Origin of the sequence: Ferrovibrio sp. MS7 (genome assembly GCF_038404985.1) — a bacterium.
Taxonomy (GTDB): Bacteria; Pseudomonadota; Alphaproteobacteria; order Ferrovibrionales; family Ferrovibrionaceae; genus Ferrovibrio; species Ferrovibrio plantarum.
Genome location: NZ_JBBKBA010000001.1, coordinates 1,221,341 through 1,247,475, shown reverse-complemented (window position 1 = coordinate 1,247,475; position 26,135 = coordinate 1,221,341). Strand labels below are relative to the sequence as shown.

The 26,135-nt window shown below is 64.8% G+C and carries 21 protein-coding genes; 11 read left to right on the top strand and 10 right to left on the bottom strand.

The annotated features are described in order from the left end of the window. Positions 1 to 14: 14 nt before the first annotated feature. The 4 genes from V6B08_RS05930 to queC all read left to right on the top strand — a co-directional run bounded on the left by V6B08_RS05930 (position 15) and on the right by queC (position 5,449). Entirely contained in the window at positions 15 to 926 is a 912-nt protein-coding gene (locus tag V6B08_RS05930; protein WP_341978807.1) for a LysR substrate-binding domain-containing protein, read from the top strand. A gap of 163 nt (positions 927 to 1,089) precedes the next feature. Next, positions 1,090 to 2,070: a TAXI family TRAP transporter solute-binding subunit gene (locus V6B08_RS05925; protein WP_341978806.1), complete on the top strand. Its 981-nt coding sequence runs from the start codon at positions 1,090 to 1,092 to the stop codon at positions 2,068 to 2,070. A 72-nt stretch (positions 2,071 to 2,142) separates the two neighbouring features. After that, on the top strand, positions 2,143 to 4,728 hold the full coding sequence (locus tag V6B08_RS05920; RefSeq protein WP_341978805.1) for a TRAP transporter permease: 2,586 nt from the start codon (positions 2,143 to 2,145) through the stop codon (positions 4,726 to 4,728). A gap of 13 nt (positions 4,729 to 4,741) precedes the next feature. Beyond that, a complete protein-coding gene (gene queC, locus V6B08_RS05915; RefSeq protein ID WP_341978803.1) occupies positions 4,742 to 5,449 on the top strand; it encodes a 7-cyano-7-deazaguanine synthase QueC in 708 nt (235 codons plus the stop codon). Positions 5,450 to 5,538: 89 nt separating this feature from the next. Here the strand turns inward: queC and rimO are convergent, their stop codons facing one another. From rimO to V6B08_RS05875, 8 genes are all read right to left on the bottom strand, one after another. Beyond that, positions 5,539 to 6,873, bottom strand: coding sequence for a 30S ribosomal protein S12 methylthiotransferase RimO (gene rimO / locus V6B08_RS05910; RefSeq protein WP_341978802.1), 1,335 nt, complete (start codon positions 6,871 to 6,873; stop codon positions 5,539 to 5,541). Between the two features lie 45 nt (positions 6,874 to 6,918). Beyond that, positions 6,919 to 8,220, bottom strand: a complete 1,302-nt coding sequence (locus V6B08_RS05905) for an amidase (protein ID WP_341978801.1) — start codon at positions 8,218 to 8,220, stop codon at positions 6,919 to 6,921. 13 nt (positions 8,221 to 8,233) lie between these two features. Further along, complete coding sequence (locus tag V6B08_RS05900) at positions 8,234 to 8,932, bottom strand: DUF2848 domain-containing protein (protein ID WP_341978800.1); 699 nt, start codon at positions 8,930 to 8,932, stop codon at positions 8,234 to 8,236. Between the two features lie 10 nt (positions 8,933 to 8,942). Then, positions 8,943 to 10,226: a TRAP transporter large permease gene (locus V6B08_RS05895; RefSeq protein WP_341978799.1), complete on the bottom strand. Its 1,284-nt coding sequence runs from the start codon at positions 10,224 to 10,226 to the stop codon at positions 8,943 to 8,945. 5 nt (positions 10,227 to 10,231) lie between these two features. Then, positions 10,232 to 10,828, bottom strand: coding sequence for a TRAP transporter small permease subunit (locus V6B08_RS05890; protein ID WP_341978798.1), 597 nt, complete (start codon positions 10,826 to 10,828; stop codon positions 10,232 to 10,234). Positions 10,829 to 10,911: 83 nt separating this feature from the next. Further along, positions 10,912 to 11,970: a TRAP transporter substrate-binding protein gene (locus tag V6B08_RS05885; RefSeq protein WP_341978797.1), complete on the bottom strand. Its 1,059-nt coding sequence runs from the start codon at positions 11,968 to 11,970 to the stop codon at positions 10,912 to 10,914. Between the two features lie 33 nt (positions 11,971 to 12,003). After that, positions 12,004 to 12,813 carry a putative hydro-lyase gene (locus V6B08_RS05880; RefSeq protein WP_341978796.1) on the bottom strand — a complete coding sequence of 270 codons (810 nt, stop codon included), beginning with the start codon at positions 12,811 to 12,813 and terminating at the stop codon, positions 12,004 to 12,006. 107 nt (positions 12,814 to 12,920) lie between these two features. Continuing rightward, complete coding sequence (locus V6B08_RS05875) at positions 12,921 to 13,850, bottom strand: LysR family transcriptional regulator (RefSeq protein WP_341978795.1); 930 nt, start codon at positions 13,848 to 13,850, stop codon at positions 12,921 to 12,923. A gap of 128 nt (positions 13,851 to 13,978) precedes the next feature. Here V6B08_RS05875 and V6B08_RS05870 point away from each other — a divergent pair, with 128 nt between their 5' ends. Further along, complete coding sequence (locus V6B08_RS05870) at positions 13,979 to 15,085, top strand: NADH:flavin oxidoreductase/NADH oxidase (protein WP_341978794.1); 1,107 nt, start codon at positions 13,979 to 13,981, stop codon at positions 15,083 to 15,085. Here V6B08_RS05870 and V6B08_RS05865 read toward each other — a convergent pair. Next, positions 15,082 to 15,882 carry a hypothetical protein gene (locus V6B08_RS05865; RefSeq protein ID WP_341978793.1) on the bottom strand — a complete coding sequence of 267 codons (801 nt, stop codon included), beginning with the start codon at positions 15,880 to 15,882 and terminating at the stop codon, positions 15,082 to 15,084. The two genes, V6B08_RS05870 and V6B08_RS05865, sit on opposite strands and share 4 nt — an antisense overlap. 49 nt (positions 15,883 to 15,931) lie before the next feature. Here V6B08_RS05865 and V6B08_RS05860 point away from each other — a divergent pair, with 49 nt between their 5' ends. Beyond that, complete coding sequence (locus V6B08_RS05860; protein ID WP_341978792.1) at positions 15,932 to 17,686, top strand: glucan ABC transporter ATP-binding protein/ permease; 1,755 nt, start codon at positions 15,932 to 15,934, stop codon at positions 17,684 to 17,686. A gap of 172 nt (positions 17,687 to 17,858) precedes the next feature. Here the strand turns inward: V6B08_RS05860 and V6B08_RS05855 are convergent, their stop codons facing one another. After that, positions 17,859 to 19,421: a gamma-glutamyltransferase gene (locus tag V6B08_RS05855; RefSeq protein WP_341978791.1), complete on the bottom strand. Its 1,563-nt coding sequence runs from the start codon at positions 19,419 to 19,421 to the stop codon at positions 17,859 to 17,861. Between the two features lie 175 nt (positions 19,422 to 19,596). On the opposite strand from V6B08_RS05855, the gene V6B08_RS05850 reads away from it, so the two are divergent. Genes V6B08_RS05850 through V6B08_RS05830 form a run of 5 tightly spaced genes read left to right on the top strand, consistent with a single transcriptional unit; the run spans position 19,597 to position 26,067 of the window. Next, positions 19,597 to 21,198, top strand: coding sequence for an ABC transporter substrate-binding protein (locus V6B08_RS05850; protein WP_341978790.1), 1,602 nt, complete (start codon positions 19,597 to 19,599; stop codon positions 21,196 to 21,198). Between the two features lie 32 nt (positions 21,199 to 21,230). Continuing rightward, positions 21,231 to 22,172: an ABC transporter permease gene (locus tag V6B08_RS05845; protein ID WP_341978789.1), complete on the top strand. Its 942-nt coding sequence runs from the start codon at positions 21,231 to 21,233 to the stop codon at positions 22,170 to 22,172. After that, positions 22,172 to 23,020 carry an ABC transporter permease gene (locus V6B08_RS05840; protein ID WP_341978788.1) on the top strand — a complete coding sequence of 283 codons (849 nt, stop codon included), beginning with the start codon at positions 22,172 to 22,174 and terminating at the stop codon, positions 23,018 to 23,020. The genes V6B08_RS05845 and V6B08_RS05840 overlap by 1 nt, the downstream gene beginning before the upstream one ends. Continuing rightward, complete coding sequence (locus tag V6B08_RS05835; RefSeq protein WP_341978787.1) at positions 23,017 to 24,639, top strand: ABC transporter ATP-binding protein; 1,623 nt, start codon at positions 23,017 to 23,019, stop codon at positions 24,637 to 24,639. The genes V6B08_RS05840 and V6B08_RS05835 overlap by 4 nt, the downstream gene beginning before the upstream one ends. Before the next feature lie 33 nt (positions 24,640 to 24,672). After that, on the top strand, positions 24,673 to 26,067 hold the full coding sequence (locus V6B08_RS05830; protein WP_341978786.1) for an amidase: 1,395 nt from the start codon (positions 24,673 to 24,675) through the stop codon (positions 26,065 to 26,067). Positions 26,068 to 26,135 lie beyond the last annotated feature (68 nt).

Genomic DNA, 26,135 nt, shown 5'->3' with positions numbered 1-26,135 from the left:
CGAGGGGTCCGGCGATGCAGTTGCGCCATCTGGAAATCTTTCACGCCGTGATGCTGACCGGCACGATCACGGCGGCAGCCAAGCTGATGAATATTTCGCAGCCGGCGGCAACCCGGCTGCTGCTGCGCGCCGAGGACCAGTTGCGCTACAAGCTGTTCGACCGCGTGCGCGGACGGCTGCTGCCGACCAAGGAAGCCCTGATATTGCAGGCGGAAAGCGAGAAACTGATCGCCGGCCTGGAGAACCTGCGCAAGCTGGCGCGCAATCTCGGCACGGCTTCCAGCGGCCATCTGCGCATCGCGGCGGCGCCGGCCCTGTGCCTGGAACTGGTGCCGCTGGCGATCACGCGCTTCCGCCAGAAGCACAAGGATGTGACCTTCGAGGTCGAGACGCGGCAATATGCCGACCTGGTGCGCACCGTGCTGACACAGGAGGTGGATATCGGCATCGGCTTCGATATCCCGCCGCATCCCGGCCTGGAACTGGCGCCGCTGGCCCAGGGGCATTTCTTCGGCGCCTTTCCGGCGGCGCAGGAAAAAAACCTGCCCCATCTGGTAAAGCTGAACTACTTCACGCGCCAGCCCTTCATCGGCCTGCGCAGCGACGATCCGCTGGGTTCGGTATTTTCGGCGGTGCTGAACCTCGCCGGCGTGAAACTCGATCCGATCGTGGAAGTGAAAACCAACCAGGTGGCACTGGCCCTGGTGGAAAAGGGCGCCGGGGCAGCCATCGTCGATCAGTATACGGCGGCAGCGCGCAATCCGGCCAAGGTGGCGATCCGCCGCCTGCAGCCCTCGATTCCCTTCGCCGTACAGGTGATGCGCCCCAAGCATGGCCCGCCGGGCCTGCTGGCCGGGCAATTCGGCGCAGCCCTTACCTGGGCGGAGAAAAGTATCGCTACAATGTTGTCGGCCCCTGCGGCTTGACGGAATCATTCTGGAACGGCCCCATTACACAAGAGCATGGGGCCGGCACCGATACGCATGGCGGGGGCAATGCGCTTTCCGCTATCAGAAGGACGGTAAGCGGCCTCGCGACTCTTCACCGTTTTGCGTGCCTATCGCGATCTCAACAAGGAGGGACAACAATATGACCGCGTTCTCAATCAAGCATCTGGCCGGTGGCGCACTCGCCGCTGCCTTGCTGGCCGCCCTGCCCGGCGCCGGCATCGCCCAGCAGAAATTCGTCACCATCGGCACCGGCGGCGTCACCGGCGTGTACTATGCGGCCGGCGGCGCGATCTGCCGCCTGCTTAACAAGGATCGCAAGGCTCACGGCATCCGCTGCTCGGTGGAATCGACCGGCGGCTCGGCCTTCAATGTCAACACCATCCGGGCCGGCGAACTGGATTTCGGCATGGCGCAGTCTGACGTGCATTACTACGGCCTGAAGGGCGAAGGTGCGTTCAAGGATGCCGGCGCGTTCACCGACCTGCGCTCGGTCTACTCGATCCATCCCGAGCCGTTCACCGTGCTGGCGCGCAAGGAAGCCGGCGTGACCAAGTTCGAGGATTTCAAGGGCAAGCGCTTCAACATCGGCAATCCGGGTTCGGGCACCCGGAACTCGTTCGAGCAGCTCATGGGCGCCATGGGCTGGAAGCTCTCGGACTTCGCTCTGGCTTCCGAGCTGAAGGCCGACGAGCATGGCCCGGCGCTCTGCGACAACAAGATCGACGGCTTCTTCTACGGCGTCGGCCACCCTTCCGCCAACATCCAGGATCCGACTACGAGCTGCGGCGCCAAGCTGATCTCGCTGACCGGCCCGGCCGTGGACAAGCTGGTTGCTGACTTCCCGTTCTTCGCCAAGGCGACGATCCCGGGTGGTCTCTACAACAACAACCCGCAGCCGACCACCACCTACGGCGTGCTCGCCACCGTGGTTTCCTCGGCCAAGGTTGCGGATGAGACCGTCTATCAGATGGTGAAGGCCACCTTCGACAACTTCGACGAGTTCAAGAAGCTGCATCCGGCACTGGCCGTGCTGGAGCCGAAGAACATGATCAAGGACGGCCTCTCGGCGCCGCTGCATCCGGGCGCCATCAAGTACTACAAGGAAAAGGGCTGGATGTAAGTCCGGCCTGCACGGCCGGCCCGGCAACGGGCCGGCCGTTTTCTATTGCGTGACGATTTTTCGGGGACAGTGATGAGCGACGACAGCAAGCGCCGGCCGGCAAGCGAAGCCGAATTGCATGAATTGGTGGCGGAAGCCGATACCGGTGCGCGCGAGCCGCTGGGCCTGGCGGGCCGCATCCTGCTGATCGTTGCCGTGGCCTGGTCGGTCTTCCAGGTCTGGTATGCCTCGCCGCTGCCCTTCATCTTCGGTGTATTCATCCTCAACGACACCGAAGCCCGCGCCATCCATCTCGGCTTCGCGGTGTTCCTGGCCTTCACCGCCTATCCGGCGCTGAAGAAATCGCCGCGCGACCGCGTGCCGCTGCTCGATTGGATCTTCGCCCTGCTCGGCGCTTTTGCTGCCAGCTATCTCTATAGCCATTACGTGGCGCTCTCGACCCGCCCCGGCACGCCGATCATGCAGGACCTGGTGATCGCCGGCATCGGCATGCTGCTGCTGCTGGAAGCAACGCGTCGCACGCTCGGCCCGCCCATGGTGGTGGTGGCCTTGTTCTTCATCCTGTTCACCTTCGCCGGCCCCTACATGCCGGAAGTGATCCAGCACAAAGGCTCGTCGCTGACCAAGTTCCTGCAGCATCAATGGCTGACCACGGAAGGCGTGTTTGGCGTCGCGCTCGGCGTCTCCACCAGCTTCGTGTTCCTGTTCGTGCTGTTCGGCTCGCTGCTGGAGAAGGCCGGCGGCGGCAATTACATGATGCAGATTTCCGTTGCCCTGCTCGGCCATCTGCGCGGCGGCCCGGCCAAGGTGGCGGTGGTTTCCTCGGCGCTGAACGGCGTGGTTTCCGGTTCCTCGGTGTCCAACGTGGTGTCTGGCGGCATCTTCACCATCCCGATGATGAAGCGTACCGGGCTTTCCGGCATCAAGGCCGGCGCCATCGAGACTGCCTCCTCGGTGAACGGCCAGATCATGCCGCCGGTGATGGGCGCCGCCGCCTTCCTGATGACCGAATATGTCGGCCTGCCCTATTCCGAAATCGTGAAGCACGCCGCTTTGCCGGCGATCATCTCCTATATCGCGCTGTTCTACATCGTCGACCTGGAAGCGGTGAAGATCGGCTCCAAGCCGCTGATGCGCTCCGCCGCGCATACCAGGGCGCAACGCTGGCTGCGGCTGGCGCTGGGCTGGAGCGGCACCATCGTCGCCATGTGCGCGATCTATTACGGCATCCTCGGCATCCAGGCTGTGTTCGGCGCTGCCGCCCCCTGGCTGGTGGGCCTTGCCGGCCTTGGCCTCTACCTGGTGACGCTGTGGTATGGCGCGCGCTATCCCGATCTCAAGCTCGATGATCCCAACTCACCGATCACCGTGCTGCCCGAGGCCTGGGCCGTGGCCCGCACCGGACTGCATTTCACCCTGCCGATCATCGTGCTGCTGTGGTGCCTGATGGTGGAGGAAATGTCGCCCGGCCTCTCGGCTTTCTGGGCCACCGCCTCGATCATGGCCATCGTGGTGACGCAGCGGCCGCTGATCGCGCTGTTCCGCCACCAGGATATCGGTGCCGCCTTCCGGGTGGGCGTTGCCGATCTGGTGGATGGCTTCAATCTCGGCGCCCGCAACATGGTCGGCATCGGCATCGCCACCGCCACCGCCGGCATTATCGTCGGCACCGTGACGCTGACCGGCATGGGCCTGATGATGACCGACTTCGTCGAGTTCGTCTCCGGCGGCAACCTGATCGCCATGCTGCTGCTCACCGCCTTCATCTGCCTGATCCTCGGCATGGGCATTCCCACCACCGCGAACTACATCCTGGTGGCAACCCTGATGGCGCCGGTGATCGTGGAACTCGGCGCGCAATCGGGCCTCGCCATTCCGCTGATCGCGGTGCATCTGTTCGTGTTCTATTTCGGCATCATGGCCGACGTCACGCCGCCGGTCGGCCTTGCCTCCTTCGCTGCCGCCGCCATCTCCGGCGAAGACCCGATCAAGACCGGCCTGCAGGGCACGGTCTATTCGATGCGCACGGCGATCCTGCCTTTCGTGTTCATCTTCAATCCGCAGATGCTGATGATCGACGTCGATCACTGGCTGGAAGCCGGCCTGGTGATCGTGATTTCCACCATCGCCATCCTGGTCTTCTCCGCCGGCACCATGGGCTGGTTCATCACCCGCAGCCGCTGGTGGGAGAATATCGCGCTGCTGCTGATCTGCTTTGCGCTGTTCCGCCCCGGCTTCTTCTGGGACAAGCTGTATGATCCCTATATCCACCGGCCGGGCAATGAGCTGTTCCGCATTGCCGGCGAACTGCCCGCCGATGGCCGCCTGCTGATGATCGTGGAAGGCACCAATATCGAGGGCGAGGATGTGCGCAAGACGGTGTCGCTGCCGCTCACTGCGCCTGGCGATGGCCGCGTCCGGGTGAATGCCGCCGGCGCCACGGTGACCCAGCTCGGTGACCGCATGCAGATCGCCGGCATCAAGTTCGGCTCGGCGGCGAAGCGCGTCGGCCTGGAAAACGGCTTTGTCATCACCGAGGTGCTGCTGCCCTCCGACCGGCCGACCAAGCACTGGGTCTATGTGCCGGCACTGGCCCTGCTCGGCCTGCTGGCGCTGAACCAGCAGCGCCGCCGCAAACTTGAGTTACAATCGGCATGAATGGGGGGCCGGCATGAGCCTCAAGACCGTCATCCTCTGCTCCGGCGGCATCGACTCGGTGACGCTGGCGCATAAGGTGGCTGCCGAGCGCGAACTGGTGCGGCTGCTGACCTTCGATTACGGCCAGCGCCATGCCAAGGAACTGGAATATGCCGCCCGCACCGCCCAGCGCCTTGGTGCGCGGCATGACGTGGTGGATATCCGCGCCCTGGCGCAGTTCCTGTCGTCATCCTCGCTGATCGCCGGGGCGGCGGATGCCATTCCCGACGGTCATTACGCGCAAGAGACGATGAAATCCACCATCGTGCCGAACCGCAACGCCATCATGCTGACCATCGCGTTTGGCATCGCCAGCGGCATGAAGGCGGAGGCGGTCGGCATCGCCGTGCATAGCGGCGACCATTTCATCTACCCCGATTGCCGCCCGGCCTTCGTCGATGCCTTCCGCACCATGCAGGAGAAGGCACTCGAAGGCATGGGGGAGGTCGAACTCTTCGCGCCCTTCGTGCACACCACGAAGGCCGGCATCGTCACGGAAGCGGCCATGCTGGGCGTGCCGTTTGCCGAAACCTGGAGCTGCTACAAGGGTGGCGCGCATCATTGCGGCCGCTGCGGCACCTGCGTCGAGCGTGCCGAAGCCTTCCATCTCGCCGGCATCCCTGATCCGACGGTGTATGAGGATGCCGAGTATTGGAAGCAGGCGGTGAAGGGGCGGCCCTAAGACGACAACCTGTGTCACCCTCGCGAAAGCGAGGGTCCCATTTCACTATAAAATGGGATACCCGCCTTCGCGGGTATGACGATAGTTGGTTACCCGACCCGCGTACCCGTGAGGTCGTAGGCGTCGGCCTTGTCGATGCGCACCTTGATCATGTCGCCGACCTTGACGCCGCTTGCTGCCTTGATCTTCACCAGCCCGTCGATTTCCGGCGCATCGGCGTAACTGCGACCGACAGCAGTGGTGCGCTTCACCTCATCCACCAGCACATCCAGGGTGCGGCCGATCTTGGCCTTCAGCTTGGCGGCGGAAATCTTCTGCTGCGCCGCCATGAACCGCTCCCAGCGCTCCTGCTTCACCTCGTCCGGCACCTGGTCCGGCAGGTCGCGGGCGGCGGCACCTTCCACATTCTCGTATTTGAAGCAGCCAACGCGGTCGAGCTGGGCTTCCTGCATCCAGTCGAGCAGGAACTCGAAATCGGCTTCGGTCTCGCCGGGGAAGCCGACGATGAAGGTGGAGCGCACGGATATATCCGGGCAGATCTCGCGCCAGGATTTCAGCCGCTGCAGCAGCTTCACCTGGTTGCCGGGGCGGCGCATCGATTTCAGCACGCGCGGCTCGGCATGCTGGAACGGGATATCGAGATAGGGCAGCAGCTTGCCTTCCGCCATCAGCGGGATGACTTCATCGACATGCGGATAGGGATAGACGTAATGCAGCCGCACCCAGGCACCGAGCGAGCCCATCGCCTCGCATAGCTCGGTCATGCGTGCCTTGACGCTCTGGCCGCGCCATACGCTTTCGGCATGCTTGAGATCGACGCCATAGGCCGAGGTATCCTGCGAGATCACCAGCAGTTCCTTGACCCCGGCCTTGACCAGCCGCTCGGCTTCGTAGAGCACATCATTCGACGCCCGGCTCTTCAGCTTGCCGCGCATGGAGGGGATGATGCAGAAGCTGCAGGAATGGTTGCAGCCTTCGGAAATCTTCAAATAGGCATAATGGCGCGGGGTGAGCTTGATGCCCTGCGGCGGCACCAGATCGACGAAGGGATCATGGGCCGGCGGCGCCGCTTCATGCACGGCGCTGACCACCGCCTCGTATTGCTGCGGGCCGGTGACGGCGAGCACATCCGGGAACAGGCCGCGGATTTTCTCTTCCTCCACGCCCATGCAGCCGGTGACGATGACGCGGCCATTCTCGCGCATCGCCTCGCCGATCGCTTCCAGGCTTTCCTGCTTGGCGCTGTCGAGGAAGCCGCAGGTATTCACCAGCACCACATCGGCATCGTCATAGGCGCCGGAAATGGCATAGCCTTCCGAGCGCAGCTTGGTGATGATGCGTTCGGAATCGACGAGCGCCTTGGGGCAGCCAAGGCTGACGATACCGACTTTAGCGGGCTGTGAGGCGGGGCGGGACTGGCTCATGGCCGGGGTTATAGGGCTAAAAACCCCGCTTTGGCTAGACCGCCCTTAAGCCAGGGCAGCCTCGACCGAAAGCGCCATACGGAACAAGCGCTTATCCTGGCCATTGCGGGAAGCCAGCATGAGCCCGGCGGGCAGTGCGCCCAGCGCCACCGGCATGGGCAGCGAAATGGCGCAGAGATCGAAGAAATTCATAACTGCTGTATTGCGCAACAGCAGCAGGTTGTCGCGGGTGAAGGCCGCCTCATCATTGGCCAGTTCGGCGATTTTCGGCGCCAGCAGCGGCACGGTGGGCAACAGCAGCGCGTCGATATCGGCCAGCCGCTGGTCCATGGCATGCACCAGGGCGGCGCGGCCCTGCTGGATCGCCACGTAATCCGGGCCTGAGACAGCCAAGCCCCGGCGCACGCGGCCGAGCACCATGGGATCGAATTCTTCCGCCTTGCTTTCCAACCAGGCCGAATGGATATGGGCGGCTTCCGGCGCCACCAGGCCACCGCGCGCATTCAGCACACCGGCCTGCCCCAGCAGATCGGCAATCGGCCATTCGGTGATGCGCGCGCCGGCCTTTTCCAGCACGGCCTTGGCAACCGCGAAAGCCTGCGCCACCTCGGGCATCATGTTGTCGAGCAGCGGACCGGTGGGGATGCCGAAACGCAGGCCGGCCAGAGGCGCGGCATCGGGCGGCAGCACCGGCTCACCGGCCATGGCGGCATCGGCCAGCGCGCATTCCGTCACGCTTTTCGCCAGCGGCCCGATGGAATCGAGCGCGAAGGAGAGCGGGAAGGCGCCATCGCGCGGCACCCGCTGCTGGCTCGGCTTCCAGCCAGTAATACCACAGAGCGCTGCGGGAATACGCGTTGAACCGCCGGTATCGGTACCAATGGCGATTTCCGCCATGCCGTCGGCCACGCTCACCGCCGCGCCCGACGAAGAACCGCCGGGAATGCGGCTGCGATCGGCCGGGTTACCCGGGGTGCCGTAATGCGGATTGATGCCAACGCCGGAAAAGGCGAATTCGGTCATGTTGGTCTTGCCGATGATCACCGCACCGGCGGCACGCAGCCGGGCGATGGCCGGTGCCTCGGCGAGCGCCGGGGCCGCATCGCGCAGCAGCTTCGAACCGGCCAGCGTCACTTCGCCGGGCTGGTCGAACAGGTCCTTGATCGAGACGATGCTGCCATCCAGCGGGCTCAGGGGCAGACCGCGCGCCTTGCGCGCATCGGCAGCAGTAGCGGCCTCAAAGGCCGCTTCCTCATACACCCGCATGAACACGCGCTTGCCCTCGCCGGCCGGATCCTTGATGCGGGCGAGGCAGGCCTCGAGACGATCACGGCTGGACACAGGCATAACGAACGGCTCCTCAGGCGATAACGGGCAATACTTCCACAGTGTAGCCAGCCTTCAGGCTGCGGCCTAGCACCGGGTCGTGCAATTCCATCTCGAACCGCGCCGCCGGACGCACGCCGCCGATGGCGCCGAGCGTGCCGCAGAACATCAGGCTGCCGGGCGGCAGGCTGGCGGTATCCAAGCTCGAGCCTGGGCCGAGATAGCGCGCCATCAGGTCGCGCGGATCGCGGATCGCGGCAATGCTGCCTTCCTGGTACAACAGGCGCTGGCCGTCGATGGTGGCATGGCTGCGTAGCATCAGCTTGTCCCAATGCGGCGCCACCTCGTCGAAGCGCCACAATTCCTCGCCCACCACCTTGCCGCACATCTGCTTTGAGAGCGCGACGCCGGCGGCTTCCGCCTTGCGGTCGGTATGGTCGGAACCCAGCGTGACCCAGAGGCCATCGGCCAGCGATACAATCACCGGCTCGACCTCGCCCGAGCTATCCGGCCCCAGCACCTGCAGATTGCCGGTCTGGATCAACTGCCCGACGCCGAGACGATAGAATAGCGGCGTCGTGCTCGGACGCGGCACGCCAAGGGCGGCCAGTTCCTCGATGTGATGCTCGATGGCGTGGCTGTCGCGGCCGGTCCAGCCGGCAACGATCAGGGTGGTAATCTCGGCCGCGATACGATCCTGGCGGCCGGCCCAATGGCGGGTGAACTGAAGCATCGTCAACTCCTTACCCAAAAGTCTGCGGCAGCCACAGGGCCAGGCCGGGGAAGATCGCCAGCAGGACGATCAGCACGATCATGGTCAGCACGAAGGGAATCGAGCCGGCGATGACGTCGTTCAGCGAACCATGGCTGCGCAGCGACTGCACCACGAACAGGTTCAGGCCCACCGGCGGCGTGATCAGCGCCATCTCGATCAGCACGATGATGACGATGCCGAACCAGATCGGATCGAAGCCGAGGCCGATCATCACTGGAGCAATGATCGGGATGGTGGTGATCATCATGGAGAGGGTCTCCATGAAGCAGCCGAGGATCAGATAGAAGATCACCACGGCGATCAGCATGGAGAATTTGGACAGGCCCAGCCCGGAGATGAAATCGGTGAGCATGGTGGTGAGGCCGATGGCCGAGATGACGAAATTGAGGAAATACGCCGCCACGATGATCAGCATGACCATGGCGGTGGTGCGCATGGTGTTTTCCAGCACTTCGCGCATCATGGCAAACGACAGTTTGCGGTACCACGCAGCCAAGCCCAGCGCCGCGACAACACCCAGCGAAGCGGCTTCGGTCGGCGTGGCAATGCCGGCATAGATCGAGCCGACCACCACCAGGAAGATGCCGAGCGGCGGCACCAGGTCGACCAGGCTGGCAACGCGCTCGCCCCAGCTATAGCTCAGGCTGCTGCCGCCCCAGGCGGGGCGGAAAAAGCAGGCCAAAGCCACCAGCAGCATGAACAGGCCGGCGAGACCGAGACCCGGAATGATGCCGGCGAGATAGAGCTTGGGGATCGAGGTATCGGTAAGCACCGCGTAGATGATCATGTTGATCGACGGCGGGATGAGAATCCCGAGCGTGCCGCCGGCAGCCAGCGTGCCGAGGAACAGGCGCTCGTTATAGCCATGCTTCTTCACCAGCGGCAAAGCGACGGTGCCGACCGTGGCGGCCGTCGCCACCGAGGAACCAGAAGTCGCGGCGAAAATGGCGCAGGCACCGATATTGGAATGCATCAGGCCGCCGGGAATCCAGCTCAGCCACTTCACCATGGCGCCATACATGCGCTCGGCGACACCGGCGCGCAGCAGGATCTCGCCGAGCAGGATGAACATCGGAATCGAGACCAGCAGGAAATCCTTAGACGACGACCAGGCGACCTCGCCGAGCGCCAGGCTCAGCGGCATCTTGGAATAGAGCTTGTCGAGCAGCAGGCCGAGGGTGCCGAGTGCGCCGGCTACCGGCAGGGCGGCGGCGAGCAGGGCCAGCAGGAGGATCAGGGTGGTGCCAAGCATGGGCCTTACTCCTTCACGCGCAGGGCAGCGGTATGGGCCGATTCATCGGCGGCGTCTTCCTCGATGGTGCGCGCACCGGCGAGGCGCCGCACCGTGGCGAGATCGCCGCTCAACAGGGCCAGCAGACTGCGCAGGAATAGCGGCGCCAGGGTGAACAGGAACAGGCCCAGGCCGATCACCCACAGGACCTGCGGGATCCAGAGCGGCGTCTGCAGCGGCGTGGTGGCGCGGGCCTGGAAGCTCAGCGAGGTATCCAGCACATCCCAGGCCTGGATGGTGAGCAGGCCGATGAACAGGCCGAGGCTGGCCAGGGCGACGAGATCAAGCACGGCGCAGACCGGCGCTGGCAGGCGGGTATAGAGGGCATCGACGCGGACATTGGCGCGGCGTAGCAGCGTGAAGCCGAGCGCCCAGGCGGTGCCGATGGCGAAGGCATAGCCGGAAAGTTCATCGGCACCGCCGAGCGACACCAGCAGGATCTTGCGCAGCAGCACGTCCACCGACACGAGGATCGCGGAAGCCAGCACCAGCGTGCCGCCGAACCAGACGGCATAGCTGGAGATACGGTCGGCCAGCGCCAACCAGCGATCGAGCAAGGTCATCGCCCGCCCTCCGATGCAGATGAAATTGAGATGGGAAGAGAGAGAGAAGAGATTGGGGCCGGATCGCTCCGGCCCCAATTTACTTAGTTGGCCTTGGCAGTGATGCCGACGATCTTGCCGATCGAGTCGTTCCAGGCCGGCACGCAATCGCCAGCACAACGCGCGGCCCATTTCGGCACCACGGTCTCGGCCATCACCTTCTTGAGCAGCGCCTTGTCGGCTTCCGACACCGGCACAACGGTCATCTTGGCCTTGGTGCCCATGGTGCAATTGTCCTTGCCGGCATTGCAGTCATAGCCCTGGTCGGTCTCTTCGGCAGCGGCCTTCCAGATGCGGTCTTCCAGGCTGGCGATCTCGGCCTGCAGGAAAGTCTTCACCGGCGCCGGCAGCTTGTCCCAGGTCTTCACGTTCACGGCGTGCATGACATGGCTCCAGCCCAGCGGCAGGGCATAGATATGGGTGGCGACTTCGTACCACTTGGCCGAATTGCCCGACAGCGTGCCGGTGATGGCGCAATCCACCACCTTGTTCTGCAGCGCCGGCACCACTTCGTTGAAGGCCAGCGTCACGCCGGTACCGCCGAAGGCTTCGACGAATTCCGCCAGCGTGCGGTTGCCGGTGCGCACCTTCTTGCCCTTCAGGTCGGCGAGGCCCTTGATCTCGCCGTTGCAGAACAGCACCTGGGCCGAATACGGCCAGATGCCCAGCACCTGCACGCCGAAGCGCTCGCGGTAGAACTTGTCGTAAACCGGCTTGTAGGCATCCGAGACCTTGCGCGCGGTGGCGACATCCGGCGACAGGCCGGCGAGGTCGACGGCTTCGTTGCGGGCATCGTCGGCGGCGACATAGCCAAGCACGGTGGAGCCGAAATCGATGACGCCGAGGCGCATCAGGCGGAAGATTTCCGCGCCCTTCAGGCCCATTTCGTTGAACGGCGTGATTTCAGCGGTGATGGCGCCCTTGGACTTCTCGGTGATTTCCTTGGTCCAGAACGGCTGCTCGAAATTCTTGTACTGGGTCAGGTTGCCCCAGGCGCCGACGACCTTGAGTGCGGTCTTCGGCATTTCCTGCGCAACGGCGCTGCCGGCCATGCCGGCCAGCACCATGCCGGCCAAAGCCAGCGATTTCATCATGGCACGCATATTCCCCTCCTGTGGTTGACTATCGAAAACGTCTCAAAGAATCGCCAGGCGGCTGTTCTTCAGATCGGTGACCAGCATGTAGCCCGGCGCATGGGTGATGCAGAAATCCGGCTTGGCGGCGGCGATCACCGCCTGGGGCGTGACGCCGCAGGCCCAGAACACCGGCAACTCATCGTCCTTCACCTCCACCGCATCGCCGTAATCCGGCTTGGCGAGATCCTTGATGCCGATCAGTTCCGGCTTGCCGATATGCACCGGCGCGCCATGGACATTCGGGAAGCGCGAGGTGATCTGCACGGCGCGGATCGCATCGGCGGGCTTGAACGAACGCATCGACACCACCAGCGGGCCATGGAAGGCGCCAGAGGGCTGGTTCTGAATATTGGTGCGGTACATCGGCACGTTGCTGCCGCAAGCAATATGGCGCAATGGAATGCCATCCTCGAGCAGCGCTTCCTCGAAGGAAAACGAGCAGCCGATCAGGAAGGCAACCAGATCATCGCGCCACAAGGCCTTGAGGTCGCGCACTTCCTCGACCAATTCGCCGTTGCGCCAGACGCGGTAGAGCGGCAGGTCGGTGCGCACATCGATATCGGCGCCAAGCGTCGGCAGTCGCGGGTCGCCCGGCTCGGTGGAAGCCAGCAGCGGGCATGGCTTCGGATTCAGCGCACAGAAGCGCTGGAAGTCGGCGGCCAGTGCCCGCGGCAGAATTGCCAGATTGGCCTGCACATAGCCGGGCGCCAGGCCGGCCGTGGGGCCGCGATGGTCGCCGCTGCGCACGCGCAGCCGCGCCGCTTCGCCGGTCTCGCCACGGAAATCCGCATGCCGTGCCACCGCGTTCATGGTCCCCTCCATGCCTTAACCACTGTGTCTCACCACTGTCACAATGGCAGCATGAAGCGGGGTGATATGTCCAATCGTGAGTTAGGATGGAGATTGATAAGAAAAACTTATCGCTTCTGCTTGCGCCCTGCCGCATTGCCGGGCAGCCGGCCCGGTTCTGAGGCAGCCACCTCACGCGCCAGTTCGGCCACCGCCTCCGCCATGTAGCTGTCCGGCTTCACTGGGTAGGTGGCGGTGAAGGTGAGGTCGGGCAGCACCGCTTCGGCGCGCAGCATGCGCAGGCGGCCTTCCGCCAGTTCGCGTTGAATCACCACCGGCGGGATCGCGCTGATGCCGATATTGTCCAGGGTCATGCGCACGATGGTGGAAAGCGAGGCATTGCCGTAGATACGCCGATTGGGCACATCGGCGCGGATCAGCATCTCATTCACCGCGATATAGGGCCGCGTGTTGCGCGGATAGGTGATGATCGGCCAGCGGCCGAGCGTGGTGACGCGCACCGGCTCGGGGCCGATATCCAGGCTGGGACTGGCCACCCAGGCCATCGGATAGGAGCCGAGATTGACATTTTTCATGCGCGGTTCGCTCATCGGACCGAGCACGAAGGCAATATCGAGCTGATGGCTGAGCAGCGACTGGCGCAGGATCGGGGTGGTATCGACCTCGATTTCCAGCGTGATCGCCGGATAGACCGCATGCATGCGCTCGATCAGCCGCGAGAGCCAGGTATGCACGATGGTTTCGGCCACTCCGAGCCGCACCACGCCGCGCATCGCCTTCTTCTCGCGCAACGCCTGCAGCATGTCGGCGCGCAGGGCCAGCATGCGTTCGGCATAGCCGAGCAGCTCGAAGCCCTTCACCGTCAGCTTGGCGCCGCGCGCCTCGCGCTGAAACAGCTTCACCGCCAGTTCGTCTTCCAACTGGGCGATGCGCTGCGACACGGCGGGCTGGGTGGTATTCAGCTTCTCGGCAGCGGTGCGAAAGCCGCCAAGATGCGCCACCCAGACGAAAGTTTCGAGATTGCGCAGATCGACCATTTATCGATTTCCGATTGAGCGATAAGTCTGGCTTATGTTAGGCCAACAGTCATGGGGCAGCAAGCAATGCTTGCCCTAAGCCATCCCGGGCGCTACATCCGGGAGCGACCTTAACGGAGAGATCATTCATGCCGTCGTTGTTCGAGCCCTTAGCCCTGCGTTCCGTCACGCTGCGCAACCGCATTGTGCTTTCGCCGATGTGCCAGTACAGCGCCACGGACGGATCGGCCAACGACTGGCACCGGGTGCATCTCGGCCGCTATGCCAGCGCCGGGCTCGGCCTGATCATCACCGAAGCCACCCATGTTTCGGCCCGTGGCCGCATCACGCCCTATTGCCTCGGGCTGTATAGCGATGCCAATGAACAGGCTTTGGGCAGCGTGGTCGCCATGATCAAGGCGCTGAACGGCCCGCCGGTGGGCGTGCAGCTTGCCCATGCCGGCCGCAAGGGCTCGAGCGATGCACCCTGGAATGGCGGCAAGCCGCTGAGCGGTGCCGCCTCATGGGTGACGGAAGCACCGAGCGACCTGCCGCATGACGCCGACTGGCCGGCGCCGGAGGCGCTGGACGAGGCCGGGCTGGCGCGCGTGCGCGACGACTTCGTGCAGGCCACCAAGCGCGCCGACCGCATCGGCGTCGACCTGATCGAACTGCATGGCGCCCATGGCTACCTGCTGCATCAATTCCTCTCGCCGGTGAGCAACCGCCGCACCGACCGCTATGGTGGCAGCCGCGAGAACCGCATGCGTTTCCCGCTCGAAGCGTTCGAGGCGGTACGCGCGGCATGGCCCGCGCATAAGCCGCTCGGCATGCGCATCGGCGGCAGCGACTGGGTCGGCGTCGCCGGCCTCGGCATCGAGGATGCGGTGGCGCTGGCCAGTGAACTCAAGGCGCGCGGCTGCGATTTCGTCGATGTCTCCTCGGGCGGCGTCTCGGCGCAGCAGAAGATAACCACCGGCCCTGGCTACCAGGTGCCGTTCGCCGATGCGGTGCGCAAGGCCACCGGGCTTGTCACCATGGCGGTCGGCATGATCACCGAGGCCGAGCAGGCGCAGGCGATCCTCGACCATGGCCAGGCCGACCTGATCGCCATGGCGCGCGGCCTGCTGCATGATCCCTTCTGGGCCTGGCGTGCCGCCGACAAGCTGGGCGGCAAGGTGACGGTGCCGCCGCAATATCTGCGCGGTCGCGTCGTCGGCGTCGACACGCCGCGCACGATTCCGGCGAAAGCCTAAGCGCGCCGCGTCAGCAGGGCCACGGCGGTCGCCGTGGCCGCCGAGGCCAGGGCAGCCAGCAGGAAGCGCCAGCCGAGCGTGACGGCGGGCAAAGCCGCTTCAAGCCCGAGCAGGCTGAGGAAGAACACCACATGGCAGACCAGGCCGCGCTGGGTCGAAGCCAGCGCGGCACGGGCCGCCTGGCGGCTGTAGCGCCGGAGCAGGAACAGGCAGATCACGCTGAGCGCCACCGGGAAGGATGCCAGCAGGCCGGAGCCGAGCGGGCCTAGGCGGTTCGCCAGCAGCGTCACCAGCACCACCAGCAGCCCGGCACTGGCGGCGCGCAAAAGCACGTCATAGGTCGGCGCTGGGGCGCGCTTGCCGTCGCTGAAACCAAGCTGCACCACACCGCGATTGACCCGCCAGGCGAGCAGGCCAATGGCGGCCGTGAAGGCCAGCATCACCGGCCAGAGCAGCGGCAGATGCCGCACCAGAACAGCCGCCAGCATCCACGCCATGAGCGCGCCGAGCAGCGACAGCGGCGCGCTGAACTGGCCGATCAGGCGGATATAGAGCGTGAGGAAACACAGCACGGCGCCAATCATGCCCAGCGCGATGACGATGGCCTGATGCAGGAACAGCGCATCCTGCTGCAATCCGAGGAAGAAATAGCTCGGCCCCACCACCATCGGCAGGGCGAGCACGATACCGCCGATGAAGGGCGGCGCCCGGTCCATGACATAGACCACCGCGCCGACGAACAAGGCGACCGACAGGCCGCGCCACAGCGCGCCCAGCAACTCCGGGGACAGTTCCATAATGCCTGTGCCTCTAGCACGCAGCCGCCCGATTGGCGATAATCGGGCCATGGAATTCATGCGCGTCTATGGCCGGGTGCTGGCTTTGCTCGGCCCGGAGAAGAAGCTGGGCTGGCTGCTGGCGATTGCCAATGTCGGCCTGGCCGGCATCAGTTTCATCGAGCCGGTGCTGTTCGGCCGCATCATCGACGTGCTCTCGGCTTCCGACAAAAACCCGCCCGATGTCACCTGGGCGGAAACGCTGAAGCTGCTTGGCCTGTGGTGCGCCGCCGGCCTGGTCGGCATCACCGCCGGGATCCTGGTGGCCTTGCATGCCGACCGCCTGGCGCATCGCCGCCGGCTCGCTGCCATGTCGCTGTATTTCGAGCATGTGCTGAGCCTGCCGGCGGCCTTCCATGGCGCCACCCATTCCGGCCGCCTGCTCAAGATCATGCTCGGCGGCGCCGATAACCTGTTCGGCCTCTGGCTCGCCTTCTTCCGCGAACATCTTTCCACACTCGTCGCCGTGCTGGCCCTGCTGCCGCTGGCCTTGTGGATGAACTGGCGCCTCGGCCTCTTGCTGATCCTGCTGATCGTGGTGTTCGCCGCCCTTTCGGCCTTCGTGGTGCACAAGACCGAGACGGCGCAGTCGCAGGTGGAGGATTACCATTCCGAACTGGCGGCCCGGGCCGGCGATGCGCTCGGCAACGTGACCCTGGTGCAGAGCTTCGTGCGCCTGGCACTGGAGGCACGCGAACTCGGCGGCGTGATGCAGAAGTTGCTCGCCGCGCAATTCCCGGTGCTGAATCTCTGGGCGCTGATGACGGTGTTGAGCCGCATGGCCTCCACCATCACGGTGATCGCGATTTTCGTGCTGGGAAGCTGGCTGCATCTGCAGGGCCAGGCCAGTGTCGGCGAGATCGTCAGCTTCATGGGCTTCGCCACCATGCTGATCGGCCGGCTGGAACATGCCATGGGTTTCGTCAGCCGGCTGTTCTTCCAGATGCACAGCCTGATGGAATTCTTCGGCGTGCTGGATACCCGCTCGGGCGTGATGGACAAGCCCGGCGCCAGGCCGCTGGAAAAGCCGCGCGGCGAAGTCGCCTTCGAGCATGTCAGTTTAAGCTATGACGGCGGCCGCCCGGCGGTGAGCGATCTGAGCTTCACCGTTAAAGCCGGCACCTCGGTGGCCCTGGTCGGTGCCACCGGCTCAGGAAAAAGCACCACCATGGCGCTGCTCTCGCGGCTCTGGGATCCACAAGCTGGCCGTATCACTATTGATGGCACCGATATCCGCGACGTAACGCTCGAAAGCCTGCGGCGCCAGATCGGCGTGGTGTTCCAGGACTCGGCCGTGTTCCACCGCTCGATTGCCGACAATATCCGCATCGGCTCGCCGGATGCGACGCTGGAACAGGTGCAGCGCGCCGCCGAACTGGCCGAGGCGCATGACTTCATCCTGCGCCAGCCGCAGGGCTATGACACCATTGTCGGCGAGCGCGGCGTCAACCTATCGGGTGGCGAACGCCAGCGCCTGGCGATTGCCCGCGCGCTGCTGAAGAACCCGCCGATCCTGATTCTCGACGAAGCCACCTCGGCGCTGGATACCGCCACGGAAGCGCGCATCCAGAAGGCGCTGGAGCAGTTGATGCAGGGCCGCACGACATTTCTGATCGCACATCGCCTCTCCACCATCCGCAAGGCGGATATGATCCTGGTACTTCAGCAGGGCCGCATCATCGAGCGCGGCAGCTTTGACGAACTGGTGGCACAGGGCGGCGTGTTCGCCGACCTGGCCCGGCGCCAATTCGCTGATTTGAGTTGAGTTGGCCAAAGCATACAAACAGTATCGTCATGCGCGGACTTGATCCGCGCATCTCATCCCGGTTTTGACAAGACCGCCGTGTCACTGTAAGCGCGCCGACGCGAATAAAGCGTCGGTGGGCGCACAGGCCCGAAGGGCCCGGCGGCGGTGACGTCAAGCTGTTTCCCGTTCCTTACCCCGCACTCGCTCCCGCCCAGGGCTGGCCGATTTCGGTCATCGCCACCTGACTGCCATCGTCGTTGACCATCACGGCAGAGGGGCAGGCGAAGGCCAGCGGGAAGGGATCGAGGCGGCGCTCCATTGCCTTCGGGAAGCGCGCCTTCACGGCGGCGATCACATCGGCGGGCAGGCGCGGGTTATAGGCCGGCATGCCCACCACGCTGGCATCGATGCGCGGCTGGTGGAAGGCGGTTTCCAGGTCCATGCCGAAATCCACCGCGAAGGAGATAAGCTGCATCACGGCGGGCAGGATGCGCCGGCCGCCCGAGGCGCCGACCGCCAGCCACGGCTTGCCGTTTTTCAGCACCTGGCTCGGCACCATGTTGGACAAGGGCCGTTTGCCGGCGCCGATGGAATTCGGCCGATTGGGCCGCGGATCGAACCACATGATGCCGTTATTCATCGGCACACCCGATTGCGGCAGCATGACGCGGCTGCCGAACAACGAGAGCAGGGTCTGGGTCAGCGTCACCATGTTGCCGTGCTTGTCGACAATGGCGAAATTGGTGGTGCAGCCGCCGTTGTTTTCGGTATCGCCCATGGTGGCGAGGCGATGCTCATAGGCGGCATCCAGCGCCTCGGCATAGGCGACGAAGCTGTTAGCACCCGGCCCCTTGGCGCCTTTCTCCAGACCGGCGCGACAGCGTGCCCAGGCATCGGCCAAGGTCGGGCCGGCGGTAAGACCCGGCGGCAGCACCAGGGTATAGGCGCCTTCCTGCACCAGCAGCGGCGCCACTTCGCGCGCCGCATAGCCGGCCAGATCATCGGCGGCGATGGTGCTGCCGCCGGCCTGCAGATCGGCGACCAGGCTCTTCGCCAATGCGCCCTCATAGAAATCCCGCGCGCCGGCAGCCTGCAGCCGCTTCAGCGTCGCCAGCAAGGCGGCATTCTTCAGCTTGGCCGGCGCACCGACCCATTCCGCCGGCGGTGGCAGGCCATCGGGCAGGAAATAGGCGGCAGACGCCGGGAAGCGCGCCAGATCCTTGGCGGCAGAGGCCACCACCAGGCTTAAGAACCAGTCGACCTCGAGCCCCTCTTCCGCGACGGCAATCGCCGGAGCGAGCGATTCCGCCCAGCTCCGGGTGCCGAATCGCTCCAGCGCCAGGCGCATGCCATCGGGCTGGCCCGGCAGGGCGATGGAGTGATAACCGACGATATTGCGGTCCTCGACCACGGCCGGCCAGCCGAACAGGTCGCCCGCCGTGCCGCCGGCCAGCGGATAGGTGGCGGGGTCCAGCCGCTTCGGGCTGATCATGCCGAAATCGATGCAATGCGACTTGTTGTTGCGGGCATCATAAACCTGCATGAAGCCGCCGCCGCCCAGCCCGCTCATCCACGGCTCCAGCACGGCCAGCGCGAAGGCGGTGGCGACCGCCGCATCCACCGCATTGCCGCCTTCGGCCAGCACGCGGGCGCCGATATCCGCCGCCGCCTGATTCTGCGCCGCCACCACGCCGTTGCGGCCTACCACGGCATCCTTGGCATAGCGCAAGCTGCGGCTGAGATTCTGCACCATTATTATTGTCTCCCCTTTGGGCAAAAGCGCTAGGCAACCTGCCGCCGGAAAAGGCAAGCCGCTTTTTACGGCACCGCCCGCATGACTCCGCTTGACCGGACGGTTTCAATAGGGTCAGAATTTCATAAGTCGTCAAACGATCCAACAGGGATAAACAACAATGGGGAACAACACCATGTCGATTCGCCTATCCAAGCCCTCGCGGGCCCTGACCCTGGTATCCTTGCTGGCATTGGCGACCGGCCTCGGCATGGCCGACGCCCAGGCCCAGGCCAAGAAGGAACTGGTGATGGTGCCGCATGCCTCCTTGCGCATCACCGACCCGATCATCACCACGGCCTTCATGAGCCGCAACCACGGCTACATGATCTACGACACGCTGTTCGGCGTGAACGAGAAGATGGAAGTGCAGCCGCAGATGGTCGACAAGTATGAAGTCTCGGCCGACAAGCTGACCTATACCTTCACGTTGCGCGATGGCCTCAAGTTCCATGATGGCTCGCCGGTGACCACGGATGACGTGATCGCCTCGCTGCAGCGCTGGGGCAAGGCCGACGGCATGGGCATCAAGCTCATGAGCTATACCAAGGAACTGACCAAGGTAAACGACAAGACCTTCCAGCTCATCCTCAAGGAGCCCTACGGCCTGGTGCTCGATTCGCTCGGCAAGCCGAGTTCGAACGTGCCCTTCATCATGACCAAGAAGATGGCGGAAACGCCGCATACCCAGAACGTGCCCGAGGAAATCGGCTCCGGCCCGTTCCGCTTCGTCAAGGCTGAGTTCCAGCCCGGCGTGAAGGTGGTCTACGAGAAGAACCCGGATTACGTGCCGCGCAAGGAAGCGCCGAGCTTCATGAGCGGCGCCAAGCTGGCCAAGGTGGACCGCGTGGTGTGGAATTCCATCGCCGATCCGCAGACCGCGATGAATGCCCTGGTGAAGGGCGAAATCGACATCTGGGAACAGGTTTCCTACGACCTGCTGCCGGAAGTGAAGAAGGCCAAGGATGTGGTGGTGGCCGATTACGGCCCGCTTGGCATGAACTACATGATGCGCATGAACTGGCTGCAGCCGCCGCTGGATAACGTGAAGGTGCGCCAGGCGATCCTGCACGCCATCTACCAGGGCGATTACCTGGATGCCCAGATCGGCGATCCGTCGCTGTACAAGATCTGCGGTGCCATGTTCGGCTGCTCCACGCCGCTGGCTTCCGATGCCGGCGCCGTCGGCACCAAGAAGCCGGATATCGCCGCCGCCAAGAAGCTGCTCGCCGAGAGCGGCTACAAGGGCGAAAAGATCGTCATCATGGCGCCGACCGACCTGCAGTCGATCTCGCAGCTGCCGCTGGTCACCGCGCCGGCTTTGCGCGCCATCGGCATGAATATCGACGTGCAGTCGATGGACTGGCAGACCCTGGTGGGCCGCCGCGCCAAGATGGACCCGGTTGACCAGGGCGGCTGGCATATCTTCCACACCGCCTGGGGCACCGCCGACATGATGAACCCGATTGCCAATGCCGGCGTGCGTGGCTTAGGGAAGACCGGTGGCTTCTTCGGCTGGACCGAGGATGCCGAGATCGAGAAGCTGCGCGACCTCTATGCCCGCGAGACCGATCCGGCGAAGCAGAAGGAACTGGCTGCCGCGGTGCAGAAGCGCGCCTACGAGATGGTCACCTACATCCCGCTCGGCGAATACTTCCAGCCCTCGGCCCACCGCAGCAACATCAAGGGCATCCTCAAGAGCCCGGCCTTCCTGCTGTGGAACGTGGAAAAGAACTGAAGCTAAGCAGCATATAAAATCCCCAGCACAACATGCTGCGTCTGGTTCTGTCGCGTCTGGCTGCCGCCATCCCCGTTATGGGGGTGGTGGCGGTCTTCGTCTTTCTCATGCTGCGCCTGAGCCCCGGCGACCCGGCGGCCATCCTGGCCGGCGATGCCGCCACACCGGAAACCATCGCGGCGATCCGCGCCAATCTCGGCCTCGACAAACCCATTCCTGAGCAATTCGTCACCTGGGTCGGGCAGTTGATCCAGGGCGACCTCGGTCGCTCTGTGATCTCACGCCAGCCGGTCACCATGATGATCAGCCAGCGCCTGGAGCCGACCTTAAGCCTCGCCTTCACCACGCTGCTATTCGCCATCATGGTCGCGGTGCCGCTCGGCATCCTGGCCGCCTGGAAGCATGGCGGCTGGCTCGACCGCGGCATCATGGCGCTCTCGGTCACCGGCTTCTCGGTGCCGGTCTTCGTGCTCGGCTATGTGCTGATCTTCGTGTTCTCGATCAAGCTCGACCTCTTCCCGGTGCAGGGCTTCGCGCCGCTGAAACAGGGCCTCGGTGCCTTCCTCGAGCGTATCGCGCTGCCCACCATCACGCTGAGCTTCATCTATATCGCGCTGTTCGCCCGCATCACCCGCGCCGCCATGCTGGAAGTGCTGGGTGAGGATTATATCCGCACCGCCCATGCCAAGGGCCTGCCCGAGCATATCGTGCTGACCCGCCATGCGCTGCGCAATGCCGCCATCCCGATCGTCTCGGTGATCGGCATCGGCTTCGCGCTGCTGATCGGCGGCGTGGTGATCACCGAGACTGTCTACAACATCCCCGGCATCGGCCGCCTGGTGGTGGAAGCGGTACTGGCGCGCGACTACCCGATCATCCAGGGCGTGATCCTGCTGTTCTCCGGCATCTATGTGCTGATCAACCTGGCCATCGACATCGCCTATGTGCTGCTTGATCCGAGGATCCGCTACTGATGCGCGCCCTGATCAAGCATCCCGCCTTCCGCAATCCTTCCGTGCTGATCGGCGGCGGCCTGCTGCTGGTGCTGCTGCTGCTCGCCATTGCCGCGCCCTTGCTGGCCAGCGCCGATCCGGCCGCCATCGCGCCGCGCTTCCGCCTGCGCGCGCCATCCGAGCAATTCCTGATGGGCACCGACGGCCTGGGCCGCGATGTGTTCAGCCGCGCCATGTATGGTGCCCGCGTGTCGCTGCTGGTGGCCGCCTGCGTCGCCGCCATCGCCCTGTCGGTCGGGCTGGTGATCGGCCTGCTGGCTGGCTATCTGCGCTGGCTGGATGGCATCGTGATGCGTGCCATGGACGGCCTGATGGCAATCCCCGGCATCCTGCTCGCCATTGCCCTGGTGTCGCTCTCGGGCGCCTCGCTGATCACCGTGATCGTGGCGATCATGGTGCCGGAAATCCCGCGCGTCGCCCGCCTGGTGCGCAGCGTCGTGCTGTCGATCCGCGAGGAACCCTATGTCGAGGCCGCCATCGGGCTCGGCACGCCGTTGCGCAAGATCCTGGTGCAACATGTGCTGCCCAACACGATTGCGCCGTTGATCGTGCAAGGCACGTATATCTGCGCGTCCGCCATGCTGACCGAAGCCATCCTGAGCTTCCTCGGCGCCGGCCTGTCGTCGGAAGTGCCGACTTGGGGCAACATCATCTCGGAAGGCCGCGCCGTGTTTCAGCGCGCGCCCTGGATCATCTTTTTCCCCGGCGGCCTGCTCGCCGTCACCGTGCTGGCCATCAACATCCTGGGCGACGGCCTGCGCGATACGCTGGATCCGCGCCTGCAGAAGCGGCTGGGGGGCGTGCGATGACCTCCGCCAACACCGCGCAGCCTGTTCTGAGCATCCGCAATCTCGCCGTGGCGCTGCCGAAGGGCGGCGACCGCGCCCATGCCGTGAAAGGCATCAGCCTGGATGTGCCGCCGGGCGAAATCGTCTGTCTGGTCGGCGAAAGCGGCTCGGGTAAATCCGTCACCGCCTTCTCGGTGATGGGACTCGGCGCCCTGCCGGTGGTGGGCGGCGAAATCCTGCTCGAAGGCGAGAACCTGCTCGCCGCTTCCAAGACACGCTTGCGCGAATTGCGCGGCAGCCGCATGGCGATGATCTTCCAGGAGCCGATGACGGCGCTGAACCCAGTGCACCGGGTTGGTGAACAGGTGGCGGAAATGCTGCACCAGCATGGCTGGAAGGGCCGTGGCGTTTCCATCGAGGAGCGCGTGCTGCAACTGTTCCAGGATGTGCATCTGCCCGATCCGGAACGCCTGGCCCAGGCCTTCCCGCATCAGCTTTCCGGCGGCCAGCGCCAGCGCGTGATGATCGCCATGGCGCTGGCGCTCGAGCCGGCCCTGCTGATCGCCGACGAGCCGACCACGGCTTTGGACGTGACAACGCAGGCGCAGATCCTGTCGTTGCTGAAGGAATTGCAGCGCAAGCGCGGTACCGGCGTGCTGTTCATCACCCATGATTTCGGCGTGGTGGCGGATATCGCCGACCGCGTGGTGGTGATGCGTCATGGCGAGGTGGTGGAAACCGGACCGACGACGCAGATCCTGCGCCAGCCGCAGCATGATTATACCAAGCTGCTGATTGATGCCGTGCCGCGCCTGACCCCGCGCGCGGCGCAGCCCTTGAGCGGCGAACCGGTTTTGCGCGCCGAGAAGCTGCAGAAGATCTACAGCGATGGCGGCCTGTTCAAGGCCGGCCGCGTGGTGCATGCGGTGAACGATGTGGAACTGGCGCTCTATCGGGGCCAGACGCTCGGCATTGTCGGCGAATCCGGTTCCGGCAAGTCCACCGCCGCACGCTGCATCGCCCGCCTGATCCGCCCCAGCGGCGGCAAAGTGACCCTGGATGGCACCGATATCGCGCAGCTTTCGGAAGGCGCCCTGCACCCCTTCCGCCGCCGCATCCAGGTGATCTTCCAGGATCCCTACCGGTCGCTGAACCCGCGCCGCATGGTGGGCGATTCGATCATCGAGGGGCCGCTGAATTATGGCGTGTCGCGCGCCCAGGCGCTGGAAAAGGCCCGCGAGCTGATGCGCCTGGTCGGCCTGGATGCGGAAGCCTTGAGCCGTTACCCGCACCAGTTCTCCGGCGGCCAGCGCCAGCGCCTCTGCATCGCCCGCGCCCTGGCGATGGAACCGGAAATCCTGGTTGCCGATGAAGCGGTCTCGGCACTCGACGTCTCGGTGCAGGCGCAGGTGCTGGAATTGCTGGAATCGATCCGGGATCGGTTTAAGCTGGCGATCCTGTTCATCACCCACGACCTGCGCGTGGCGGCACGGCTTTGCGACCGCATCGCGGTGATGCAGCGCGGCCGCATCGTCGAACTGGCGGATACCGCCACCCTGTTCGCCGATCCGCAGCATGAGTATACGCGGCAGCTTTTCGCCGCCCTGCCTGGCCGAGACTGGCTGGAGGCCGGCGAATAAACCAAGACCGTTCGTTACATCCGGGAGGACAAGATGGCCGAGCTGCATGACCTGACGGCGCACGAACTATCGCTTGGCTTCCGCACCCGCAAGCTCTCGCCGGTCGAGGCGACCAAGGCGGCCCTGCACCGCATCGAATCCTGGGAGCGCCATATCAACGCCATGTATCTGGTGGATATGGCCGGCGCCATGAAGCAGGCGCGTGAGGCCGAGAAACGCTGGCGCGACGGCAAGCCGCTTTCCCTGCTGGATGGCGTGCCGATCACCATCAAGGAAAACATCGCCACCAAGGGCGTGCCGACCCCGATCGGCACGGCGGCCAGCCCGATGACACCGGCACCGGCTGATGCGCCGCCGGCGGCGCGGGTGCGCGAAGCCGGCTGTGTCATTCTCGGCAAGACCACGATGCCGGATTTCGGCATGCTGGCATCGGGCGTTTCCAGCCTGCACGGCATCAGCCGCAATCCCTGGAACCTCAAGCGCAACACCGCCGGTTCCTCATCCGGCGCCGGCGCGGCACTCGCCGCCGGCTATGGCCCGCTGGCGCTCGGCACCGATATCGGTGGCTCGGTGCGCCTGCCGGCGGCCTATACCGGCACCTTCGCATTGAAGCCCACGCTTGGCCGTGTGCCGATCCATCCGCCCTATTTGGGCCGCGTCACCGGCCCGATGACCCGGACGGTGCAGGATGCAGCGATGCTGCTCAATCACCTGGCCCTGCCCGATGCGCGCGACTACATGGCGCTGCCCTATGAGGACCGCGACTGGGCGCGCAGCCTGGATGGCGAGGCCAAGGGCCTGCGCATCGGCCTGCTGCTGGATATCGGCTATGGCAGCCAGCCGCAGCCGGCGGTGCGCAATGCCGTGGTCGCGGCGGCGCGGCTCTTGGAAAAGCACGGCGCCATCATCGAGCCGATCCAACCCTTCCTCACCGAAGCGATGATGCAGGGCCTCAACACCTTCTTCCAGGCCCGCGCCCTGGCGGATTTCGAACTGATGACACCGGAACAGCAGGGCAAGCTGCTGCATTTCATCGCCGACTGGTGCCGCGATGGCAAGAAGATCACTGGCGCCCAGGCGATGCGCGCGCTCGGCCAGGTGATGGCGATGCGGGAAGCCGCCTGCACCGCCTGCGAACCCTATGACCTGGTGCTGTCGCCGACCTCGCCGATCACGGCTTATGCAGCCGAGGAAGCCGCGCCGGGCAACGACGTGTCGAAGCCGTTCCACCACATCTGCTTCACCGCGCCCTTCAACATGTCGGAGCAGCCCGCGGCCTCGATCTGCTGCGGCCAGGATGAGGATGGCCTGCCCATCGGCCTGCAGATCATCGGCCATCGTTTCGATGATCTCGGCGTGCTGCGGCTGGCGGCGATCTACGAAAGGCTGCGCCCGGCCCTGCCGGCCTGGCCGCAACCGCCCGCGTAAAAACGCCCCGGAAACAGGCGACGTAAAAGCCGTCTGGACTTGTATATACAATTGACCCTATACTGCAC